Raw genomic sequence first — 21994 nt, forward strand, 5'->3', positions numbered from 1 at the left:
GTGAGCGATCGGGACGAGAGGCCGCAGCCGCGCGGCAGGATCCGTCTCGTTCTCGCCGAGGACTCGCTTCTGCTCCGCGAGGGGCTCGTGCGGCTGTTCGATGAGGCGGGATTCGAGACGGCCGCCGCCTACGGGGACGCCGACGCCCTGCTGTCGGACATCGCGGCGGTGCGGCCCGACGTCGCGGTGCTCGACGTGCGGATGCCGCCGACATTCCGAGACGAGGGCGTGCGTGCGGCGCTCGAGTTGCGCCGACGGCATCCCGACATCGGCATCCTGCTGCTGAGTCAGTACGTCGAGGAGACCTACGCTGTCGAGCTGCTGGCGGCGGGCGACGGGGGAATCGGCTATCTGCTCAAAGACAGGCTGGCGTCGCTCGACGAGTTGCAGGATGCCGTCACCCGCATCGCCGGCGGAGGAACGGTGCTCGACGAGCAGGTGGTGCGGCACCTGTTGGGACGGCGACGCGACCCTCTGGCGACGCTCACAGCGCGGGAGCGCGACGTGATCTCTCTGATGGCCGAGGGGCGCACGAACGCGGGGATCGCGGCGCAGCTCGTGGTGGGGACAGGCGCGGTCGAGAAGCACGTCTCGAGCATCTTCTCCAAGCTCGGGCTCGACGACTCGGGAACCCACCATCGCCGCGTTCTCGCCGTTCTCGCCTGGCTGCGCGCATCCTGAGTCAAGCGCAAGCAGTCGACCGCGCTCGCGGTCGACGGGCTCAGCGCAGCGCCCTGATCGACCCCACGAACGACCTGAGGTTGCGCACGCGGTGCTCGTAGCGCGCTGCCACGGCGATCAGCACGATGCCGCCGACTCCGAGCCAGATCCACCAGGGCACGGCCGAATAGAGCCCCTGTATCCAAGGCCAGGACTGGGCGAGGGCATGCGCGATCAGCACGACCGATCCGACGACGAGGGGTGCCTGCCACCGCAGCGCGACGGCAGCCACGACGGTGATGACCGACAGCACGCCGAGGGCGATCACACGAATGAGGTCGGTGCTGCCGAGGTCGGCCAGCAGCGACGGCACCAGAAGCACGGTGACACCGAGGCCGAGGTGCGGCCACGACCTCGCCTGCGCGTCGCGGTGCAGGGTCACGACGCCGCACACGATGAGGGCGAGGGCGAGGGGCGCGGTCGACAGCTCGAATGGACGCGCGGCTGAGGTCGCGAGACCGGTGATACCGAGGATCACGAGAATCGAGATCGCGGTCGCCCACGTCGCGCGGTCGGTGGGAACCCGTCTGCGCACCGCCGCCACGACGCTGACGGCGGCGAGTGCGACGCTCGCGAGCACGAGTCGCGTGGCCGCAAACATCTCGGGCAGGGCCACCAGGCAGACGAGCACGGCCAGACCGACGATAACGACCGCGGCAGGCACGCCGAGCTGGGCGACTCGGAACGGCAGTGCACGACGTCGCGTCCAGACGATCGATGTCGCGACCAGTGCGAGCGCGGCGGGAACGACCCAGGTTTCAGGCACGATGACGGTGCTGTCGACGGCGTCTCGGACGGTGCCCGCCGAACCGACCACGATGAGGATGGACAAGCCCGCGAGCAGGACGCTGTCGCGCACCAGGATCGCGCGGATGACTCGGGGTGCGATGAGCGCTGTCGCCACGAGAACGGCGGCGATGGCGAGGAGGACGACTCCGCGCGCAGGCGACCCGATGATTGCGGGCACTGCCGAGGGCCCGAGTGCGACGAGGAGACCGACCGCGAACAGGGTGGAGCGACCTGCGACCGGGGTCGCTGAGCGGCGCCCGAACACGGCACTGGCCGCGGCGATGCCGAGCAGCAGACCGGCGACCGGAAGCGAATAGGGCTCGATGTCGGATACGTCGCGATAGACGAGGAACTGCCACAGTGCCGCAACCGCGAGGATGCACGACGCGATGACGAAGTGACGCCGAGGGGCTGCGCTGGTGAAGGGATTTCCCGCGCCGAGCGCGACGATGAGCGGTGCCACGGCCAGAAGCAGGAGGATGAGCCAGGTCGCTTCGCCGACGTTCGTCGCCGTGCGGGCCACGGCCACCACGATCACAAGAGCGGTGGCGCTCTGCCATGCGATGCGGGCGGCGGCCCGCAGGCCGGTCGACGCTCGGGCGAAGATCAGGAGGCCGGCTGTCGCCGACAGGATGGCTGCGACCGGTCCGCTGAGATAGTCGCCCACCAGCGCGGACGACGGCTCGACGAGCGATGCGACGGCCGCGAGTGCGGAGGCGATCGCCAGGGGCGCCAGGGATGCGAGGACCACGCGTTCCACGAAGCCCACCACAGGGGCCCGACGCTGCCAGATAATGCCGGCGACCGTGAGGATCAGGGGGATCGCGATGCGGGCGACGTGCACCGGGGGCGTCGTCGCGGGCGTCGCGTTCGTCAGGGTCGTCACGAAGGCGACGATCGAGCAGATGGTCGCGACGGCGAGGGCGACGCTGGCGGCGGCCCGCACATCTGCGGCGTTCGATGTCGCTCGACCGTCGACGGAGCGGCGCACAAGGAACGGTGCTGCCACCAGCAGGAGTGCCGAGAGGATGCCGGGGATTCCGACGAAGTCGATCGGACTCGAGGCGAGGAGCTCGACGACGAAGGCGCCCGTGGGCAGGCCGGAAAGCCACGGGGCCAGGAGGGTCGCCTCGGCGAGAATCAGGGCGATGGCGAGTGCGGTGAGCGCCGCGCGAACGGGTCGCCGCGCGGGACCCTCTGTCGCGACTCCGTGCCGCGTGGCGACGACGAGGAGGGCTGCTGCGAGAACCGCCGGCAGCCACAGGGCCGCACTGGCGTGGGAGAGCACGACGAGGGCGAGCGTCGCCATGCCCAGCGCGACCGCCGCCGGGACCTGCGCCGCGGGAGCGCTGCGTCGGAGAGTGAACAGGAGCACAGCGAGGCAGGCGCCGGCGACGACCAGGTACCCCGACAGCACGAGGAGGACGGTGCCGCCATGACTGGCCGCGGCGAGCACAGCGAGAGCTGACAGACCGCCCACGATGGCCCGGGCAGCATTCGGCAGATTCCCGAGCCGGATGGCGACAGCGCCGGGGGTGGCGGCGACGGCCGGCCCGAGCACGGCAGCCCACGCCCCGACCTCGAAGACCACGCCGATCGGGTCATCCGGGCTCGCACCCCACAGGGAGTACTGCGGCACGAGGGAGCCGAGGACGTGCACCGACGCGATGACCACACTCGGGAACAGGCCTATCGCGGCCACGACCAGTGCGGGCCCCTGCGCCCACGTGAATGTGCGTCTCGCGGCGACGTTCGTCGATCTGCGCGCCAGGACGACGAAGACGGTCGCCACGATGCCGGCCGCGACGCCGGGAGCCCACAGCGCGAACCCGGTCGACGCCTCTCGGAGAACGGCGACGGCCGGAGCGAGCGCGACCGACAGGCCCAGAAGGGCCGATGCCGTGTTGCTCCACGCTGCGGCGTCGGACTCTCGTCGGAGTCGAGCGCCGAAGGCGCCCCAGACGAGAGCGCAGACCGAATACGCCGCAGCCGGGATGCCCGGGACGTCGGGGAGCAGCAGGGCGGCGGGGATGAGTGCCGCTGTCGAGAAGGCGACGGCGAGCGACCGTACGAGTGCGGCCTCTGCGCCTCGGCCCGTGAGGCGTCGCACGAGCAGAGTCGAGGCGCCCGCCGCCGACAGCCCTGCCCACCACGCCAGTCCCGTGTCTACCGGTGCCACTGCGCCGATGACGACGAGCGCGATGCCCGTCGGCACCAGGATCAGGCTGCCGATGCGCGCGAAGCGGAGGGTGGTGAGGCGATGGAGCATGACGAGGAGAGCCGCGAGAACCAGAAGCCCGCCGCCCCAGAACAGGGTCGGCGAGACCGCAGCAGACCCGAACACCTCCGCGCCGCGGATGAAGCCGAGCGTTCCGACGAGGATCGCGGCGCCCGCCACCCCGACGCCCTCGCCCGTCGCGGGGAGGCGACGGCGTGCGAGCAGCCACGCGACCCCGAAGACGGCGAGACCGGCGAGGGCCGTGACGACGACGCGCACCTCGACGGTGGCGAAGAGGTAGGCGACGGTCAGGAAGAACAGGGCGAAGACCGAGAGGAGGACGATTCCCGTGACGAGGAGGAAGACCTGAACGCCGGAGCGCCGAGGTGCGGCCGGTGCTGGTGGCCCGGCGGGTGCTGCCGGCACGGCCGGCCGAGCGGTCTGCGACGACGGGAACGACGGAGGCAACGGGGGAGTGGCCGCCGGAGCGGAGGGCACACTCGCGGCGGCCGCGACAGCGGCATCCGGAACGAATGCGTGCACGGGCGGCGCGACCGCGCGAGTCTGGGCGAGCGCCTCTGCCTCGGCGGCCAGCTGCTCGCTCCACAGGAGATCGATCAGCTCCCGCCGGCGCTGCTCTGCTTCGACGAGCTCAGTCGAGAGGGCGATCAGCTGGGCGGCGCGTGGCACGGCCAGCTCGAGGCCGCACGCTGCGCAGCGGCTGCTGGGCAGAACGGAGAAGCAGCGCGGACACAGTGCGGTGTCGGTGAACGCTCGAGGCGTCGTCGGCCAGGAGGCGCCGGGCACGGGAGCGGGGGCAGGCACGAGGTCTGTCATGTGCACAGCGTGTCAGAGAACCCGCGGCCACCGTGGCGCGTGCGTGAGGTCTGTGGACAATGCCGATATGTGTGCGGAGACGAGGAAGGCCCCCGGTATCGACTACCGGGGGCCTCGTAAAAATGGAGGGGCTGACGAGAATCGAACTCGCATCATCTGTTTGGAAGACAGAGGCTTTACCACTAAGCTACAGCCCCGAAAAGGGTGGTGCGCCGCAAGCGGCACTGGAACATCGTAGTACACAGTTTCCCCGAGCGCGTAACCGGGCGTCGGAAACTGCTCAGCAGCCGCCCAGCCTGTGCAGTAGACTTGCCGAGGCCAATTCGCCCGGCACTACCCTCGTGCCAGACGCCCTGTGCGTCACCCGGTGACTGGCCTCGCGGGACTTGTGACGAGAACCGGGGCGTAGCTCAGCTTGGCTAGAGCGCCCGTTTTGGGGGCGGGAGGTCGCAGGTTCGAATCCTGTCGCCCCGACCACAGCGCGAGTTCCCAGCAACACTTGATCCAGCCACACGGTGCAGCACAGTACTAAACCTCAGGAGAAGCCAAACGTGAAGACCACGGTCGAACAGCTCACCCCGACACGCGTGAAAATCGCCATCTCGGTCACCCCCGACGAGCTGAAGCCCAGCATTGATCACGCCTACGGCCACATCGCCGAGTCGATCAACATCCCCGGCTTCCGCAAGGGCAAGGTTCCGCCGCCCCTGATCGACCAGCGCGTCGGAAAGGAGGCCGTGCTGGAGCACGCCGTCAACGACGGCCTCGACGGCTTCTACCGTCAAGCCATCACCGAGAACGAGCTGCGCCCCCTGGGCAAGCCGTCTGCCGACATCGTCGAATGGCCCAGCAACAAGGACTTCTCCGGAGACCTCGAGCTCGCCATCGAGGTCGATGTGCGCCCCGATATCACCCTCCCCGACTACAACGACCTCGAGGTCACCGTCGACGCCGTCGAGGTGTCGGATGACGACATCGCCACCGAGCTCGAGAACCTGCGCAGCCGCTTCGGCACCCTCGTCACCGTCGACCGCCCTGCCAAGACGGGCGACTTCGCGCAGCTCGACCTGGTCGCCACCATCGACGGCGCCGAGGTCGACAAGGCCACCGGCATCTCCTACGAGGTCGGCTCCGGCGAGCTGCTCGAGGGCATCGATGAGGCGCTCGACTCCCTCTCGGCCGGCGAGTCCACCACGTTCGAGGCGCCGCTGCTCGGCGGAGACCACGCCGGTTCCGACGCGCTCGTGTCGGTGTCGCTGCTCGCGGTCAAGGAGCGCGAGCTTCCCGAGGCCGACGACGACTTCGCCCAGATCGCCAGCGAGTTCGACACGCTCGACGAGCTGAAGGCCGACCTCAAGAACACGGTCGCCAAGCAGAAGGCGTTCGGCCAGGCATCCGCCGCCCGCACCAAGCTCGTCGAGACCCTCCTCGAGAAGGTCGACGTCGCCGTTCCCCCCGCGCTCATCGAAGACGAGGTGCACCGTCACCTCGAGAACGAGAACCGCCTCGAAGACGACGAGCACCGCGCCGAGGTCACGACCTCGAGCGAGAGCACCTTCCGCACACAGATCCTTCTCGACGCAGTCGCAGAGAAGGAGCAGGTCAAGGTCGGCCAGGACGAGCTGACGCAGTACCTCGTGCAGAGCGCCGCCCAGTACGGCATGGAGCCCAACGAGTTCGTTCAGGCCCTCGACCAGAGCGGCCAGATTCCGGCGATGGTCGGCGAGGTCGCCCGCAACAAGGCTCTCGCCATCCTCCTGGGCAAGGCGAAGGTCGTCGACACCGACGGCAAGACCGTCGACCTCAAGGAGTTCGCGGCCGTCGTGTCCGAGCCCGATGACGCGATCGACGAGCACGCCGGTCACGACCACGACGACCACGAGGGTCACTCGCACTAGTCGTTTCACACGAAGGGCCCGGCATGCGCACGCATGCCGGGCCCTTCGTCGTTCCGCGGCCGGATGCCTGCGGTCAGTCGGCAGGCAGGTGCCCGAGGGCGCGCAGGGTCTCCGCGGCATGGCGGGCGGAATCCTCCGGCGTCGGGGCGGGAGCGAGGCCGAGCAGCCGCCGGCGATGCGGCTCGCCGAGAAGCAGGGCGTAGAGCCGCTCGGCATCCGAGGCGCCCGGTGCATCCGGGCCCGACCCGGCCGCTCGCAGGGCCGCGAGCAGCAGCTGCGTCGACCGGGCGGGTCCGGCGACATAGAACGACCGTGCCAGCTCGGGGAACCTCGTCGATTCGCCGACGACGATCCGATGCAGGGCGACGGCCTCATCGGAATGCAGCGTCTCGACCAGTGACGTGCAGAGCTCGAGCAGCGGGGCGGACTGCTCCGCGGTCTCGGCGATCCTGTCGTGCAACCGTTCGACGGCCGCGGTGAAGAGTCCCGCCTTGTCGGTGAAGTAGGCGTAGACGGTGCGTTTGCTCGCCGAACTGCGCTGCGCGACGAGATCGAGGCTTGTCGACGCATAGCCCTCCGCCAAAAAGAGGTCGACGGCATCGTCGAGCATTCGCGCACGACGTTCCGACCTCTGCGAATCCGGAATGCGTCCTCGAGATGTGGTCATCCACTAATGGTACTTGCTCGTATCATTAACGCTGTTCACGACGTACGAAGGAGAGCTGGAATGGGTTCACGAATACTGCACGTCGCCATCGCCGACGACTGGGGCGCCTCGGGCAACTTCGGCGAATACGAGGTGTCGACACGGGGCGTGGGATTCTTCGACGCCGGATATATCCGAGCGACCACGGCAGGAGGCATCGACGGCGTCCTGCAATCGATCTACGGAGACCTTCAGCTGCCGTTGCTTCTCGTGGTCATCGACGTGGCCGCGCTGGAAGCGGCCGGAATCGTTGTGCAACGGGTCGCCGAACAGAACGCCGCTCGGGACTCGTACCGAATCGAGGGCATCCTTCCTATGGACGACGCGGTGATCGTGGCAACCCTTGCCATAGAGCGGGTCGACGGCGTTCTGCGGGTACCGGATCTCGCGGGCCTCGACGTCATCGACTGACGCGAGGTCGTCGACTGACACGCGTGGTGCAGACTCGAGTGGTGGAGATTGCCGCGGTGCCCACCGGACCGGTTCCGGTTCCCGCCATCGTGGAACGCCTCGCCGGGGGTGACTCGATCACCCCGGTCTGGCGCAACACGCTCGGCGGTCTCACGTTCAGGCTCTCGTCCGGCGCATCCGCTCGCTTCGTCAAATGGATGCCGACGGGCACGCCCCGTGTCGACGCCGAGGTCGCGCGGCTCGGCTGGGCGGGCCCGTTCGCTCGGGTGCCTCGGGTCATGGATTCAGGTGATGATTCGACCGGCTCGTGGATGCTGACGGCCGCCTTGCCGGGCGACAGTGCGGTCGACACACGCTTCGTGTCGAACGATGCGGCCTCACGCGTGGCCGCTCGCGCCATCGGTACCGGACTCCGCGAGCTGCACGATCGACTGCCGGTGCAGGAATGCCTCTACTCGTGGTCGGCGACGAGCCGCGTAGCGCAAGCGAGGGCTGCGGGTCTCGATCTGCCCGTGGCCCTGGATGCTGCGCCTCCCGTCGATCGGCTGGTCGTCTGTCACGGAGATGCGTGCGCCCCGAACACGCTGATCGCAGACGACGGATCGTTCGCCGGACACGTCGACCTGGGCTCGCTGGGAGTCGCCGATCGCTGGGCCGACCTGGCGGTGGCAACGTGGAGCCTGGAGTGGAACTACGACGGGGGAGAGCTCCTCGAGTCGGAGATGTTCGACGCGTACGGTGTCGCCCGCGACGAGACCCGGATCCGCTACTACCGGGCTCTCTGGGCCGCCACCTGACCGTCGCTGCACTTCTCCTCCCCAGCCCGACGCATCCACTCGGCGCCAAAGCACTCACCTCTCGCCTGATCGGTGCATTTCCGCCGATTCGATGAGCCCGACGTCATCGAGTCGGCGTAAAGGGGTGCATGACGGTGGGTTTCGGTGCCTCTGCGACGACTCGACGCATCGTGCTGCCCTGTGGAGAGACGCACAAGCACCGGCGAAGACGGGGCACCATGTCGGGATGCCTCGTCGTGTAGCCCTCCACCCCAGCTGACGGGGCGGTCGTTCTCGGTTGCGGAAGGGCGGCACGCGGGTCTCGGCCGTCAGCGGATGCGGGGACGAGACCTCGAGCGGCCGTTCCACGGGGTTCGAGTCCGGCGGGGTGGCATCCACGGACTGTATGGCTTGTGCCTGGCCTACCTTGTGCGCATGCGTGCAGACGAATTCTTCTGCGGCCTGACGGCAGCTCGGATGTGGCGCATACCTCTGCCCGATGAGTTCCGCCGGTCGGAGGGCGTGCACGTGGGCCGGATGTCGCCGAATCGGGCCAGCCGAGCGCGCGGCGTCCGAGGCCACGCGTTCACCGACACCGGCATCCGAATTGAGAGGAGATATGGATTCCGTTTCACGGACGCAGCCTCCACGTGGTGCCACCTCGCCGGTGTGCTCTCGCACGACGACCTGGTCGCCGCAGGGGACCACCTCATCCTCGTGCCGAAGAAGGCTCAGCCGGGTGAGGCTCGTCCCTACGCGACGATCGAGCAGCTCACCGATCGTGTGAAGTCCTACTCGGGGCGGCATGTCAGGGCGGCTCGACGTGCACTTCTCGATATCAGGCAGGGGGCGGAGTCTCGTCCGGAGACCATCCTCCGCCTGCACATGATGCGTGCCGGACTGCCCGAGCCCGAACTCAACGTCGATGTCTTCAGCGCGTCAGGCACGTTCCTCGGCCGAGCCGACAGTCTCTTTCGAGACTTTCGAGTCATTGCCGAGTACGACGGCGAGCAGCATCGCACCGACTCCGTGCAGTACAACAAGGACATGCTCCGGATCGAGGGTTTCGTTCGCAACAAATGGACGCCCATCCGTGTGCGCAAGGGACAGCTTTTCGGCGACCCGGAGGCCGCGGTCGCCCGGATCGAAGGGGCCCTTCGCGACGCCGGTTGGCGCCCATGAACCCTTGCACGGACATCCACTAGGCGCATATGCACCAACGCCGTCATCGAGTCGTCGCAGATGCACCCGTGATCGGGCCGTTCGGTGCTTTCGCGCCGACTCGATGGTGACAGTGGCGACACCGACGGGCGGGGGTGGCGAGGCGTCAGCCGCCGAAGATCGCGTGCGCGACCGTGAAGATGGCGAGTCCGGCGAGGGAGCCGACGACGGTTCCGTTGATGCGGATGAACTGCAGGTCGCGGCCGACCTCCACCTCGATCTTGCGTCCGGTGTCCTCCGCGTTCCATCCGCGCACCGTGTCGGAGATGATCGCGGCGAGGTCGTGGCGGTAGGTCTCGACGAGGTATCCCGCCGCATCCTCGACCCACCGGTCGACCTTCTCGCCCAGCACAGGATCCTCGAGAAGCGAGTGTCCGAACTGCATGACCGCCTCGCTGAGGCGCGTGCGGAGCTCGCTCGCCGGGTTCTCGAGCGACGACACCAGGGCGGTGCGCGCCGCATTCCAGGCCTGGCCCGCGAGGTCGCGCACCTGCGGGCTGTCGAACACCTGGGTTTTCAGCTCCTCGACCTTGGCCATGGTGGCCTCATCGTGTTGGAGGTCGTCGCTGAGCCTGCGCAGGTACTCGTCGATGGCGATCCGCAGCTGGTGGTTCGGGTCGTCCCTGACCGCGGAGATGAACTTCAGGGCCTCCCGGTGCGCACGGTCGTCGACGACCCGGTCGACGAAGGAGGGCATCCAGCTGGGCAGCCGTTCGCTCACGGCCTGGCCGAAGGCATCCGGGTTGCGCTCGAGCCACTCGTGGAGCCGCTCGACCAGCAGATCGACGACCTGGCCCTGGTGCCCGCCGTCGACGAAGGTCGAGGTCATGCGCCCGAGCGGAGGCCCCCAGGCCGGATCGATCAGTTGTCGTCGCCCGATCTCCTCGATGACCTCCCGCATCGTGTCGTCGTCGACGAGGGAGAGGAATCCGCGTGCGGCATTGGCGGCCTCCGAGGTGAGCCGCGTGGCGTGGGCCGGATCGACGAGCCACGTTCCGACGGCGTGCGAGACGCCGAGCGAGCGGAGCTTCGTGGTGATCACCTCTCGCGAGAGGAAGTTCGTCTCGACGAATTCGCCGAGTGTCACGCCGATGCGGTCCTTCTCCGTGGGAATGATGGCGGTGTGGGGGATGCGCAGGCCCAGCGGATGCCGGAACAGCGCCGTGACGGCGAACCAGTCGGCGAGTGCGCCGACCATGCCGCCCTCGGCCGCGGCGCGCACGTACTGCAGCCACTCGTAGCGCTCCTGCAGTGCGAACGCCACCACGAAGATGACGGCCATGATCACCAGCAGGCCCGTGGCGAGACGCTTCATACCGCGCAGCGCGGCGAGCTTCTCGAGGTCGCGCTGAGAGAGAAGGGGGGTGGATGCGACGGGCGCGGCGATCGGGGTGGCCATGGCTTCATCGTAAGGCGGGTTCGCCGCCAATCTTTGCCTACGGCGGCAGTGCCAATCTTTGCCTACGGCGAACAACGGCACCGGCTGCGGCGGCCTCCAGTAGATTCGAGATCACGCAAGTAATAGAGGAGCAATCACATGGCCGAACCGGCTCTGGTATCCAGTGTTTTTGACCGACTACTCAAGGACCGCATCATCTGGTTGGGCAGTGCCGTCCGCGACGACAATGCGAACGAGATCTGCGCGAAGATCCTTCTGCTCGCCGCCGAAGACCCCAATCGCGACATCTACCTCTACATCAACTCACCCGGCGGATCGATCACCGCGGGCATGGCCATCTACGACACGATGAAGTTCGTCTCGAACGACATCGTCACCGTTGGCATCGGCATGGCCGCGTCGATGGGCCAGTTCCTGCTGTCGTCGGGCACGAAGGGCAAGCGCTACATCACGCCGAACGCCCGTGTGCTGCTGCACCAGCCGTCCGGCGGATTCGGCGGCACGAGCGCCGACATCCAGACCCAGGCGAAGCTCATCCTCGACATGAAGCGTCGCATGGCCGAGCTCACCAGCGAGCAGACCGGCAAGAGCATCGAGCAGGTCATCAAGGACGGCGACCGCGACAACTGGTTCACCGCCCAGCAGGCCCTCGAGTACGGATTCGTCGACCACGTGCGCGAGTTCGCGTCCGACGTCGCCGGCGGTGGCGGCACCGAAGAGGCCGACGTCGTGCCCAGTGAGTCCAAGTAAGTTCCGCCGAGACAAGACGAACAGAGAAGAAGAATGAACACTCCAGCATTCGGCGCGGCGTACAGCTCGCCCTACGGCAACGGCACGTCGCCGTCGAACCGGTACATCCTCCCCACCTTCGAAGAGCGCACGGCCTACGGCTACAAGCGCCAGGACCCCTACGCGAAGCTCTTCGAGGACCGCATCATCTTCCTCGGCGTGCAGGTCGACGACGCGTCGGCCGACGACATCATGGCCCAGCTCCTCGTTCTCGAGAGCCAGGACCCTGACCGCGACATCGAGATGTACATCAACTCTCCCGGTGGATCGTTCACCGCGATGACCGCGATCTACGACACGATGCAGTACATCCGCCCGCAGATCCAGACGGTCTGCCTCGGCCAGGCGGCCTCGGCCGCCGCCGTGCTTCTCGCCGCCGGCTCGCCCGGCAAGCGTCTCGCACTGCCGAACGCGCGCATCCTCATCCACCAGCCCTCCGCGGGTGGCGGCGAGGGCGGCGGCCAGGCATCCGACATCGAGATCCAGGCGGCCGAGATCCTGCGCATGCGCACCTGGCTCGAAGACACCCTGGCTCACCACTCGGGCAAGACGAGCGAGCAGGTGAACAAGGACATCGACCGCGACAACATCATGAGCGCGGCCGACGCCCTCGAGTACGGTCTGATCGACCAGGTCCTGACTTCGCGCAAGAACCTTCCGGCGCTCGTCAAGTAGGTCTGTTTTATCTGGCCCTTCGACGGGCTCAGGGAACGAGGCAATCGTTCCCCGAGCCTGTCGAAGGGCCCTTTTTGTTACGACATGAGCCGCTTCTGGCGGTGCCGCGCCCCGGATGTCGGTGGCACGGGTTAGGCTCGAATCAATCGTCATCGACAGGAGGCCGGCATGGCTCGCATCGGAGAAAGCGCCGACCTGCTCAAGTGTTCTTTCTGCGGAAAGAGCCAGAAGCAGGTGCAGCAACTGATCGCCGGCCCCGGCGTGTACATCTGCGATGAGTGCGTCGAGCTCTGCAACGAGATCATCGAGGAGCGCCTGTCCGAGGCGGGCGACGAGGCGGCGGGCGAGTTCGAGCTGCCCAAGCCGAAAGAGATCTTCAACTTCCTCGAAGAGTATGTGATCGGCCAGGTGGCCGCCAAGAAGGCCCTCTCCGTCGCCGTCTACAACCACTACAAGCGCACCAAGGCGCGCACCACGATCGGCCCGGCAGAGACGCAGGGCGACCAGATCGAGCTCGCCAAGAGCAACATTCTGCTGATCGGCCCGACCGGCTGCGGCAAGACCTACCTGGCACAGACCCTCGCGAAGCGGCTCAACGTTCCCTTCGCCGTCGCCGACGCGACGGCGCTCACCGAGGCGGGCTACGTCGGCGAAGACGTCGAGAACATCCTCCTCAAGCTCATCCAGGCCGCCGACTACGACGTCAAGCGCGCCGAGACGGGCATCATCTACATCGACGAGGTCGACAAGATCGCCCGCAAGGCCGAGAACCCGTCGATCACACGCGACGTCTCGGGCGAGGGCGTGCAGCAGGCGCTGCTCAAGATCCTCGAGGGCACGGTCGCGTCCGTTCCGCCGCAGGGCGGTCGCAAGCACCCCCACCAGGAGTTCATCCAGATCGACACGACGAATGTGCTCTTCATCGTCGCCGGCGCCTTCGCCGGGCTCGAGGAGATCATCGCCGAGCGCGCGGGCAAGCGCGGCATCGGCTTCAACGCGCCCCTGCACTCGAAGCGCGAAGACGTGAACTTCTTCTCCGACGTGCTGCCCGAAGACCTGCACAAGTTCGGTCTGATCCCCGAATTTATCGGTCGTCTCCCCGTGGTCACCACGGTGACGCCGCTCGACCAGACCGCGCTGATGCAGATCCTCACCGAGCCGCGCAACGCGATCGTCAAGCAGTACCAGCGCATGTTCGAGCTCGACGGGGTCGAACTCGAATTCGACCGTGAGGCACTCGAGGCCATCGCCGACCTCGCGGTGCTGCGCAAGACGGGTGCCCGCGGGCTCCGCTCGATCATGGAAGAGGTGCTCGGCCCGATCATGTTCGAGGTCCCCTCGACCGACGAGGTGGCGCGTGTCGTGGTCACCCGTGAGTCCGTGAACGACAACGCGGCCCCCACGATCGTTCCGCGCAAGCCCGTCCGTGCCGAAAAGTCGGCGTAGCGACAGCGACGCCGTTGGGGTGATCCAGCCCGTCTCGGCGGGTGTCGTCTCGGCGATCACCGGGTTCGCGAGCTCGTTCGTGCTCGTTGTCGCGGGCCTCAGGGCGGTCGGCGCCACCGAGGCGCAGGCATCGTCAGGACTGCTGGCGGTGTGCGTCACGAGCGGGCTCTGTTGCATCCTGCTCGCGTGGCACTACAGAATGCCGATCTCGTTCGCGTGGTCGACACCGGGTGCCGCGCTGCTGGTGGCCGCCGCCGCAGTGACAGACGACTTCGGGGCCGCCGTCGGGGCGTTCCTCGCGTGCGGAGCGCTGATCGTTCTCAGCGGCCTCTGGCCGGCGTTGGGCAGGGCCATCACGAGCATCCCTCGCCCGATCGCCAGCGCGATGCTGGCGGGCATCCTGTTCCCCATCTGCCTCGCTCCCATCACCGCGGCGGTCGAGATCCCGTGGCTGGCGCTCCCCGTGATCGTCACCTGGCTCGTGCTCTACCGGCTTGCGCCGAGATGGGCCGTTCCCGCCGCCATGCTCGTCGCCGCCATCGGCATCGCCGTCACCTCCGGCAGCTCCATGCTCGAGGGCGCCTCGCTCGCGCCCACCCTGCAGTTCGTGGTTCCGTCTTTCGACCCGGCGGTGATCGTGAGTCTCGGCCTGCCGCTGTTCATCGTCACGATGGCCGGTCAGAACGTGCCGGGCTTCGCGGTCATGTCGACCTTCGGCTATACGGTCCCGCCGCGTCCCGCGCTCGTCAGCTCGGGCGTCGGGTCGATGCTCGGCGCGTTGTTCGGCGGCCATGTCATCAATCTCGCCGCCATCACGGCGGCCATCATGGCCGGCCCCGACTCGCATCCCGATTCGACGAAGCGGTGGCCCGCGTCGGTCACCGCCGGGGCGCTCTACGTGTTGTTCGGTCTGGGCGCGGGCGTGGCGACGACACTCATCTCGGCGGCCCCGCCCATCCTCATCACCGCGGTCGCCGGTCTGGCCCTGCTCGGGGCGCTCGTCACGAGCCTGGTCAGCGCGCTCGAGCAGACCGATCGTCGCATCCCCGCGATCGCGACTTTCCTGGTCACCGCGTCCGGTGTGTCGATCGTGGGCATCGGCTCCGCGTTCTGGGGCCTGCTCGTGGGCGCGATCGTCATGATCGTTACTACGGTCGGTCGGCCGCGGGTCAGCCCTCGGCCCGACCGAGACGCCAGTACCCCATAAAGGCGACGCTCTTGCGATCGATGCCCAGCTCGCTCACGAGGTGGCGGCGCAGGGTCTTGATCACGCCCGCTTCGCCGGCGAGCCACGCATACAGCGGTGCATCCTGCTGGGCCGGTCCGCCGTGGTCGTCGGAGGGCACTTCCCACAGCAGGTCGTGATCGACATCGACGTCGACGAGTTCGCCCTGATCGGCGGAGGATGCTCGAGCCGTGCGCAGCAGGGTGGGTGCCACGGCCCGCACGGCCGGCACGAGCAGCTCGCCGTGCGCGCGGCCGTTGCGCGGGAGCACGTCGACCGTGAATCCGGGGTGCGTGGACACGCAGGCGGCGTCGTCGGCGTGGGGCACTTCGACGATCGCGCGACCGGATGCCGTGGGCGGGAGTCGCTCGAGGATGGCCGCGATGGCGGGAAGCGCTGTCTCGTCGCCGGCGAGCAGGATGCGCTCGGCGTGCGGAGGCGGCAGGAAGTCGACTCCGCCGTGGAATCCGTCGTGGCGGGCGTTGGGCCCGAGAACGATGAGCTCGTCTCCGACGACAGCTGTCTCCGCCCAGACCGATGCCGGTCCGTCGACGGGATGCACGACCACGTCGACGTCGATCTGACGCGACGCGGCCCGCACGGCTCGCACCGTGTAGGTGCGGATAGGGTTGCGCAACTCGTCGGGCAGTGCGCGCCACGCGGAGTACCAGTCGTCGGTCATCGGCATCGCGGAGAGGCCGTGATCGTCGAGGGGGAGGATCAGCTTGATGCGCTGGTCGAAGCCGTTGTCGGCGAACGAGTCGAGCCGCTCGCCGGTGAGAGTGAACCGTCGGAAGCTGGGCGAGAGATCGGATATCCGCGCGACTCGGCAGGTGTGGAGGTGGAAGGGGGAGGTGGGGGACTGATCGAACAGGGTCAGTCCTCGTCGTCGTAGGGCGTCACGATCGCCTCATCGGTATCGGGGTCGTACTCGACCAGGGTGCCGTCGTCGAGCTCGCAGACCGGCTTTCCCTCGAGCCAGGTGAGCGTCCAGTTCCAGCCCGAGGTGTCGGTGTCGCCCTCCGCCAGGGCGGCCTCGACCTCCTCGATGGCGTCGCTGACGACCTGGGGGAGTCGCGACGGGGTCTCGTCTCCCACGGCCCATCGGGTTCCGAGCTGAATCATGTGGTCTCCTTGGCTGGGTCCCCGGGTGCGCCGAGACCGATGTCGGTGGTGGTGACGCCGCTGTCCGTCTGGGTGAACGACACGACCGGTGTCAGCTCGAGCGCGGTGTACGCGGCCTTGGCTTCGTCGGTCGGGAAGCCGCAGGGGCCGACGGGGGCGTAGACGGGATAGCTGCGTTCGCCGGGATAGGTGAGCCACACGAGGAGCGGGTCCTCCAGCTGCAGTGTGCAGATGACGGTCGGATCGACCGGGGCATTGGGCACCGCGTAGGCCGCAAGGAGCTGATCGAGGCCGCCGCTCACGGAGCTGACAGTCGTGGTGGTGAAGCCGTCTTCGCCGAGCTCGGTGGAGCAGATCGCCGCGCTCGACACGGTGGCCGTCAGCTGGTGCAGGTGCACGGCCTCGACGTCGAGCGGGCACCACGACGCGAGCTCCTCCGAGTCGGGGAACGCGGCGAGCGGAACTTTCGAGGTCGGCTGGGTGCCGCCCTGGATGTCGTCCGCCGACGAGGTGGGCGTCGGTGTCGGAGTCGAAGAGTCTCCCGAGCCGGCGCAGGAGGTGAGGGCGAGCATCGCCGCGACGGCGGCGAGCGCGAGCAGTACCGGTCTCTTCACGATCCCCTGGCCTTTCGGGTCGGTTCGTTCACTCCGTCGGTTCACACCTTCAGATCGTACGTGACCCACTCGGTCTTCTGCGCGACCCGGTCGTACAGGCGCCTGGCGGTCTCGTTGTTCTCCGCGGTGATCCAGCGCACGACGAACGCGCGGCGCTCGTCGCCGATCTCGCGCACCCGCTCGATCAGGGCCGACCCGATTCCCCGGCCCCGCGCATCCGGACGCACGTAGAGGTCGTCGAGGTAGAGACCCGTGCCGCCCGCGAGGGCGTCGACGAACTCACGGAAATGGGCGAGGCCGAGCAGCATGCCGGTCTCGTCGTCGACGGCCACGAGAGCCTCGGCGAGGCGCCTCTCCGACGTGAACCACGACCAGGCGCGCACGGCCTTCTCGTCGTGCAGGGGGGATTCGTAGAAGTCGCAGTAGCCCTCGAACAACTCGTGCCAGGCGAAGAAATCGCGGTCTACAACGGGTCTGATGGTGAATGCCACTGCTGCTCCTAGGGTGTGCGACAACGCTGTCTCAGTTGAGACTATCGGGCGCGAAGACGATCTCCTCGACGACAAGCTCAGTGCCGACACGGAAGGTGAGATCCTCGATCTTTCCCACGGCGCGCAGGTCGTCGGACGCCCTCTCGAGGACCTCGAGCACTTCGGCGGGTGCGGCGATCACAGCGGATGCCACGGGCGCCTTCTGCGACGCCTTCGCGTCGGTCTTCGCGCGCCGGATGCCGATGAGCGCCTGGCCGGCCAGCTGAAGCAGTGGCTCGTGCGAAGGGACGCCGCCCGCGGGCACACCGGCCGCGTCGCGGGTGCCGACCGGCCACGGTGCGAGGTGCACCGAGCCATCGTGGGTCCACGACCAGACCTCTTCAGTGGCGAAGGGCAGGAACGGGGCGAAGAGGCGGAGCATCACGTCGGTGGCGGCGCGGAGCGCGAGAACGGCCGACGCGCGGGCCGCGGGCTCGGTGGCGTCGCTGTAGGCGCGCTCCTTGACCAGCTCGAGGTAGTCGTCGCAGAAGGTCCAGAAGAACGACTCGGTCGTCTCGAGCGCGCGGGCGTGGTCGTAGTTCGAGAACGCCTCCGTCGCCGTGGCGATGACAGAGTCGAGGGCCGTGAGCATCGACAGGTCGATGGGGTGGGTGACCTGGTGGTCGCCCTCGGGCAGCTCGAAGCCGTAGACGAACTTGGCGGCGTTGAGGATCTTGATGGCCAGTCGGCGGCCGATCTTGATCTGGGTCGGGTTCTGCGGGTCGAATGCGGCGTCGGTTCCGAGGCGACTGGATGCGGCCCAGTAGCGGACCGCGTCGGAGCCGTGCTGGGCGAGCACGTCGGCGGGCGTGACGACGTTGCCCTTCGACTTCGACATCTTCTTGCGGTCGGGGTCGACGATGAATCCCGAGACCGCGGCGTGCTTCCAGGGCTTCTCGTTGTCTTCGAGGGTGGCGCGCAGCAGGGTCGAGAACAGCCACGTGCGGATGATGTCCTGGCCCTGGGGGCGAAGATCGAAGGGGTAGACGCGCTCGAAGAGGTCTTCGTCGCGCTTCCACCCGCCGGCCAGCTGGGGGGTCAGCGACGACGTCGCCCACGTGTCCATCACGTCGACCTCGCCCTGGAAGCCGCCGGGCACGCCGCGCTGGCTCTCGTCGAAGCCGGGAGCCGCATCCGACGAGGGGTCGACGGGCAGCGACGATGCGTCGGGGAAGATGGGCTGGTCGAAGACGGGGTTGCCGTCGGCGTCGAGGGGGTACCACACGGGCAGCGGCACGCCGAAGAAGCGCTGGCGCGAGATCAGCCAGTCGCCGGTGAGACCGCCGACCCAGTTGTCGAAGCGCACCTTCATGAACTCGGGGTGCCACGAGATCTCGCTGCCGAGCTCGAGCAGGCGCGAGCGCAGCTCTTCGTTGCGTGCGCCGTTCGTGATGTACCACTGGCGTGTCGACACGATCTCGAGCGGCTTGTCGCCCTTCTCGAAGAACTTGACGGGGTGCGTGATGGGCTTGGGCTCGCCGATCATCTCGCCGGTCGAGCGCAGGAGCTCGACGATGGTCTGCTTGGCCGAGAACACCGTCTTGCCGGCGAGCTGGGCGTAGGCGTCCCGTCCTGTCTCGGAGGTGATGGCATCCGGTGCCTCGGAAATGAGGCGGCCGTCGAAGCCGATGACGGCGCGGATGGGCAGGTCGAGGTCGCGCCACCAGATCACGTCGGTCAGGTCGCCGAAGGTGCAGATCATGGCGATGCCCGACCCTTTGTCTTGCTGCGCGAGGTGGTGGGCGACCACGGGGATCTCGACGTCGAACAGGGGGGAGCGAACGGTGGTGCCGACGAGGTCGGCGTAGCGCGGGTCGTCCGGATGCGCGACGAGCGCCACACAGGCCGGCAGCAGTTCGGGGCGGGTCGTCTCGATGAAGACGTCGCCGGCGGGGCCGTGGAACGCGAGCCGGTGGTACGCGCCCGGCTGCTCTTTGTCTTCGAGCTCGGCCTGGGCGACCGCGGTGCGGAAGGTCACGTCCCACAGCGTCGGCGCCATGGCCTGGTACGCCTCGCCCCGCTCGACGTTGCCGAGGAAGGCCAGCTGGCTTGCCCGGAGGGATTCGTCGCCGATGGTTCGGTAGGTCTGGGTCCAGTCGACCGAGAGGCCGAGCTCGCGCCACAGGGCCTCGAACTGCTTCTCGTCTTCGACCGTCAGCCGTTCGCAGAGCTCGATGAAGTTGCGGCGTGAGACGGGCTTCTGGTCTGCGGCCTTGGAGCTCTTGTTGTCGCCGCCCTCGAACGGAGGCGTGAAGTCGGCTTCGTACGGCAGCGACGGGTCGCAGCGCACGCCGTAGTAGTTCTGCACCCGGCGTTCGGTGGGAAGGCCGTTGTCGTCCCAGCCGATGGGGTAGAAGACGCTCTTGCCGCGCATGCGCTGGAAGCGCGCGATGACGTCGGTGTGCGTGTACGAGAAGACGTGCCCGATGTGCAGCGACCCAGATGCGGTGGGCGGGGGAGTGTCGATGGAGTAGACGCCGTCGCGGCCGGCCGCGTCACGGTCGAAGAGATACGTCCCCTGGGTTTCCCAGGTCTCAGCCCACTTGGTCTCGAGCCCCTCGAGCACGGGCTTCGCGGGAATGGAGGAGGGCACGGTGTCGGTCACGGCGGAGACGTCCTTTTCGTATGGGCGGCACCGTGTCGATGGTGAGGTGCCTGATTGTCTCCTCAAGGATACCGGTACCCGCGCCGCGCCATCCGGCCCTCCTCAGTCGGGCACTGTCGCCCTGCCGAGCCGGCGCGTCAGGGAGTCGAGCTCGTGGTGCAGCTCGATCGGAAACCGCTCCGCGTCGAAGGTGTCGAAGTACTCGGCGATGGCCGCCGCCTCGCGCCGCCACGCGGCCGCGTCGAGACCGATGATGGCGGCCAGCGCGTCGGTGTCGAGGTCGAGGCCGTCGATGTCGAGGTCGCCCTCGAGCGGAAGGCCGCCGATCGGCGTTCTGCGGGCATCCACATCGCCCTCGAGGCGCCGCACGATCCACTCGATGACCCGCGCGTTCTCAGAGAACCCGGGCCAGATGAACCGGCCATCGGCGTCGGTGCGGAACCAGTTGACCGAGAAGACGGGCGGAGCGTGCTCGCCGAGCCGCTCTCCCATCGCGATCCAGTGCGCGAAGTAGTCGGCCATGTTGTACCCGACGAAGGGCAGCATCGCGAACGGGTCGTGACGCAGCAGGCCGACCTCCCCGGTCGCCGCGGCCGTGGTCTCCGACGCCATCGTCGCTCCCATGAAGACGCCCTGCTGCCACGATGCGGCCTGCGATACGAGGGGAACCGTGCTCGGTCGGCGCCCGCCGAACAGGATCGCGTCGATCACGACGCCCTCCGGCGAGTTCCAGTCGTCGGCGATGGAGGGGCACTGCTCGGCCGCGACGGTGAATCGGCCGTTCGGGTGCGCGGCGCGGGTTCCGGATGCCGGGGTCCAGTCGTTCCCCTGCCAGTCCGTCGCGTGGGCCGGCGGCGCAGCCGTGAGCCCCTCCCACCAGACGTCGCCGTCGTCGCGGAGCGCGACGTTGGTGAAAATGGTGTTTCCCCAGATCGTGTCCGTGGCGGTGGGGTTGGTCGCCGGCCCCGTGCCGGGCGCGACGCCGAAGAACCCGCGCTCCGGGTTGATGGCGCGCAGCCGACCGTCGGGTCCCGGGCGCATCCAGGCGATGTCGTCGCCGACCGTCTCGACCCTCCACCCCGGGATTGTGGGCGCCAGCATCGCCAGGTTGGTCTTGCCGCAGGCCGAGGGGAAGGCCGCGGCCAGGTGGAAGACCCTGTTCTCGGGCGAGGTGACCCGCACGATGAGCATGTGCTCGGCGAGCCAGCCCTCGTCCCTGGCCATCACGCTGGCGATACGCAGGGCGAAGCACTTCTTGCCGAGCAGCGCATTGCCGCCGTAGCCCGACCCGAACGACCAGATCTCCCGGCTCTCGGGAAAGTGGCAGATGTACTTCGTGTCGTTGTGCGGCCAGGCCGAGTCCTCGCGGCGAACCCCGTCGTCGCCGACCAGGGGAACGCCCACGCTGTGCAGCGCGGGAACCCACGGCGTGCCCGGGGTGATTCCGGCGAGCGCCGCCGTGCCCATCCGTGTCATCAGCGCCATGCTCGCGACCACGTAGGGGGAGTCGGTGATCTGCACGCCGTATTGCGACAGCGCCCCGCCGATCGGACCCATCGAGAACGGGATGACGTACATCGTCCGTCCGCGCATGCTTCCCGAGAAGAGCTCCGACAGCTCCAGGCGCATGATCGAGGGGTCGCGCCAGTTGTTCGTGGGGCCGGCGTCGTTCGGGTCGTCGGAGCAGATGAAGGTGCGATCCTCCACCCGCGCGACGTCGGCGGGGTCGCTTCGCGCGAGGAAGCTGTTCGGGCGCCACTCAGGGTTCAGCCGGATCAGCGTTCCCTGCGCGACCATCATCTTGGTCAGCCTGTCCCACTCGGCGGTGGAGCCGTCGACCCAGACGACCTCGTCGGGGGCGGTGAGTCGGGCCACGTCAGTGACCCAGTCGGAGATGTCGTGGTTCGACAGTGTCTCTGCCGAGAGTGACTGTGCCGATGGTTTCTGTGCCGATGGTTCCTGTGCCGCGGTCGGCGTCGAACGGGGTGCGAGCAGGGTCATGATTCTCCT

18 protein-coding genes and 2 tRNA genes are annotated in these 21994 nt (G+C 68.1%); 10 read left to right on the top strand and 10 right to left on the bottom strand.

Features of this window, described 5'->3' with window-relative positions; genetic code table 11:
- Positions 1-681, top strand: coding sequence for a response regulator transcription factor (locus ASF51_RS15405; RefSeq protein WP_235497279.1), 681 nt, complete (start codon positions 1-3; stop codon positions 679-681).
- 40 nt (positions 682-721) lie between these two features.
- Here the strand turns inward: ASF51_RS15405 and ASF51_RS15410 are convergent, their stop codons facing one another.
- Both ASF51_RS15410 and ASF51_RS15415 read right to left on the bottom strand, forming a co-directional pair.
- Positions 722-4564, bottom strand: coding sequence for an SCO7613 C-terminal domain-containing membrane protein (locus tag ASF51_RS15410; protein WP_055931759.1), 3843 nt, complete (start codon positions 4562-4564; stop codon positions 722-724).
- 123 nt (positions 4565-4687) lie between these two features.
- A tRNA-Gly gene (locus ASF51_RS15415) sits at positions 4688-4761 on the bottom strand.
- Between the two features lie 202 nt (positions 4762-4963).
- On the opposite strand from ASF51_RS15415, the gene ASF51_RS15420 reads away from it, so the two are divergent.
- Together ASF51_RS15420 and tig are read left to right on the top strand one after the other, a co-directional pair.
- Positions 4964-5041: transfer RNA gene (locus ASF51_RS15420), tRNA-Pro, on the top strand.
- Positions 5042-5115: 74 nt separating this feature from the next.
- Entirely contained in the window at positions 5116-6462 is a 1347-nt protein-coding gene (gene tig, locus ASF51_RS15425) for a trigger factor (protein ID WP_055931762.1), read from the top strand.
- A 73-nt stretch (positions 6463-6535) separates the two neighbouring features.
- On the opposite strand, the gene ASF51_RS15430 is transcribed toward tig, so the two are convergent.
- Positions 6536-7129, bottom strand: a complete 594-nt coding sequence (locus tag ASF51_RS15430) for a TetR/AcrR family transcriptional regulator (protein ID WP_055931765.1) — start codon at positions 7127-7129, stop codon at positions 6536-6538.
- 60 nt (positions 7130-7189) lie between these two features.
- On the opposite strand from ASF51_RS15430, the gene ASF51_RS15435 reads away from it, so the two are divergent.
- The 3 genes from ASF51_RS15435 to ASF51_RS15445 all read left to right on the top strand — a co-directional run bounded on the left by ASF51_RS15435 (position 7190) and on the right by ASF51_RS15445 (position 9537).
- Positions 7190-7579 carry a hypothetical protein gene (locus ASF51_RS15435; RefSeq protein WP_055931768.1) on the top strand — a complete coding sequence of 130 codons (390 nt, stop codon included), beginning with the start codon at positions 7190-7192 and terminating at the stop codon, positions 7577-7579.
- A 23-nt stretch (positions 7580-7602) separates the two neighbouring features.
- Complete coding sequence (locus ASF51_RS15440; protein WP_235497280.1) at positions 7603-8376, top strand: aminoglycoside 3'-phosphotransferase; 774 nt, start codon at positions 7603-7605, stop codon at positions 8374-8376.
- A gap of 414 nt (positions 8377-8790) precedes the next feature.
- Positions 8791-9537 carry a hypothetical protein gene (locus ASF51_RS15445; protein ID WP_157412186.1) on the top strand — a complete coding sequence of 249 codons (747 nt, stop codon included), beginning with the start codon at positions 8791-8793 and terminating at the stop codon, positions 9535-9537.
- Positions 9538-9682: 145 nt separating this feature from the next.
- Here the strand turns inward: ASF51_RS15445 and ASF51_RS15450 are convergent, their stop codons facing one another.
- Positions 9683-10975, bottom strand: coding sequence for a DUF445 domain-containing protein (locus ASF51_RS15450; RefSeq protein WP_055931774.1), 1293 nt, complete (start codon positions 10973-10975; stop codon positions 9683-9685).
- A gap of 138 nt (positions 10976-11113) precedes the next feature.
- Here ASF51_RS15450 and ASF51_RS15455 point away from each other — a divergent pair, with 138 nt between their 5' ends.
- From ASF51_RS15455 to ASF51_RS15470, 4 genes are all read left to right on the top strand, one after another.
- Positions 11114-11725 (top strand): ATP-dependent Clp protease proteolytic subunit, encoded by a 612-nt coding sequence (locus ASF51_RS15455; protein WP_055931777.1) that lies wholly within the window; start codon positions 11114-11116, stop codon positions 11723-11725.
- A 33-nt stretch (positions 11726-11758) separates the two neighbouring features.
- Positions 11759-12439, top strand: a complete 681-nt coding sequence (locus ASF51_RS15460) for an ATP-dependent Clp protease proteolytic subunit (protein ID WP_055931780.1) — start codon at positions 11759-11761, stop codon at positions 12437-12439.
- 168 nt (positions 12440-12607) lie between these two features.
- Complete coding sequence (gene clpX, locus ASF51_RS15465) at positions 12608-13885, top strand: ATP-dependent Clp protease ATP-binding subunit ClpX (RefSeq protein ID WP_055931783.1); 1278 nt, start codon at positions 12608-12610, stop codon at positions 13883-13885.
- A gap of 19 nt (positions 13886-13904) precedes the next feature.
- Positions 13905-15092: a benzoate/H(+) symporter BenE family transporter gene (locus ASF51_RS15470; RefSeq protein WP_200926141.1), complete on the top strand. Its 1188-nt coding sequence runs from the start codon at positions 13905-13907 to the stop codon at positions 15090-15092.
- On the opposite strand, the gene ASF51_RS15475 is transcribed toward ASF51_RS15470, so the two are convergent.
- The 6 genes from ASF51_RS15475 to ASF51_RS15500 form a co-directional block, all read right to left on the bottom strand.
- A complete protein-coding gene (locus tag ASF51_RS15475; protein WP_082480163.1) occupies positions 15055-15990 on the bottom strand; it encodes a siderophore-interacting protein in 936 nt (311 codons plus the stop codon). The genes ASF51_RS15470 and ASF51_RS15475 overlap by 38 nt on opposite strands.
- Complete coding sequence (locus ASF51_RS15480; RefSeq protein WP_235497281.1) at positions 15987-16235, bottom strand: hypothetical protein; 249 nt, start codon at positions 16233-16235, stop codon at positions 15987-15989. Before ASF51_RS15480 ends, ASF51_RS15475 begins: the two co-directional genes overlap by 4 nt.
- Positions 16232-16849, bottom strand: coding sequence for a hypothetical protein (locus ASF51_RS15485; protein WP_055931791.1), 618 nt, complete (start codon positions 16847-16849; stop codon positions 16232-16234). The genes ASF51_RS15480 and ASF51_RS15485 overlap by 4 nt, the downstream gene beginning before the upstream one ends.
- Before the next feature lie 41 nt (positions 16850-16890).
- Positions 16891-17340, bottom strand: coding sequence for a GNAT family N-acetyltransferase (locus tag ASF51_RS15490; protein WP_055931793.1), 450 nt, complete (start codon positions 17338-17340; stop codon positions 16891-16893).
- Positions 17341-17371: 31 nt separating this feature from the next.
- Positions 17372-19984 carry a valine--tRNA ligase gene (gene valS, locus ASF51_RS15495; protein ID WP_055931796.1) on the bottom strand — a complete coding sequence of 871 codons (2613 nt, stop codon included), beginning with the start codon at positions 19982-19984 and terminating at the stop codon, positions 17372-17374.
- Between the two features lie 102 nt (positions 19985-20086).
- The gene (locus ASF51_RS15500; protein WP_082480167.1) at positions 20087-21985 is read right to left on the bottom strand and encodes a phosphoenolpyruvate carboxykinase (GTP); all 1899 of its coding nucleotides are present in this window, start codon (positions 21983-21985) and stop codon (positions 20087-20089) included.
- Positions 21986-21994: the final 9 nt, after the last annotated feature.

Origin of the sequence: Agreia sp. Leaf283 (genome assembly GCF_001422485.1) — a bacterium.
Classification (GTDB): Bacteria; Actinomycetota; Actinomycetes; order Actinomycetales; family Microbacteriaceae; genus Agreia.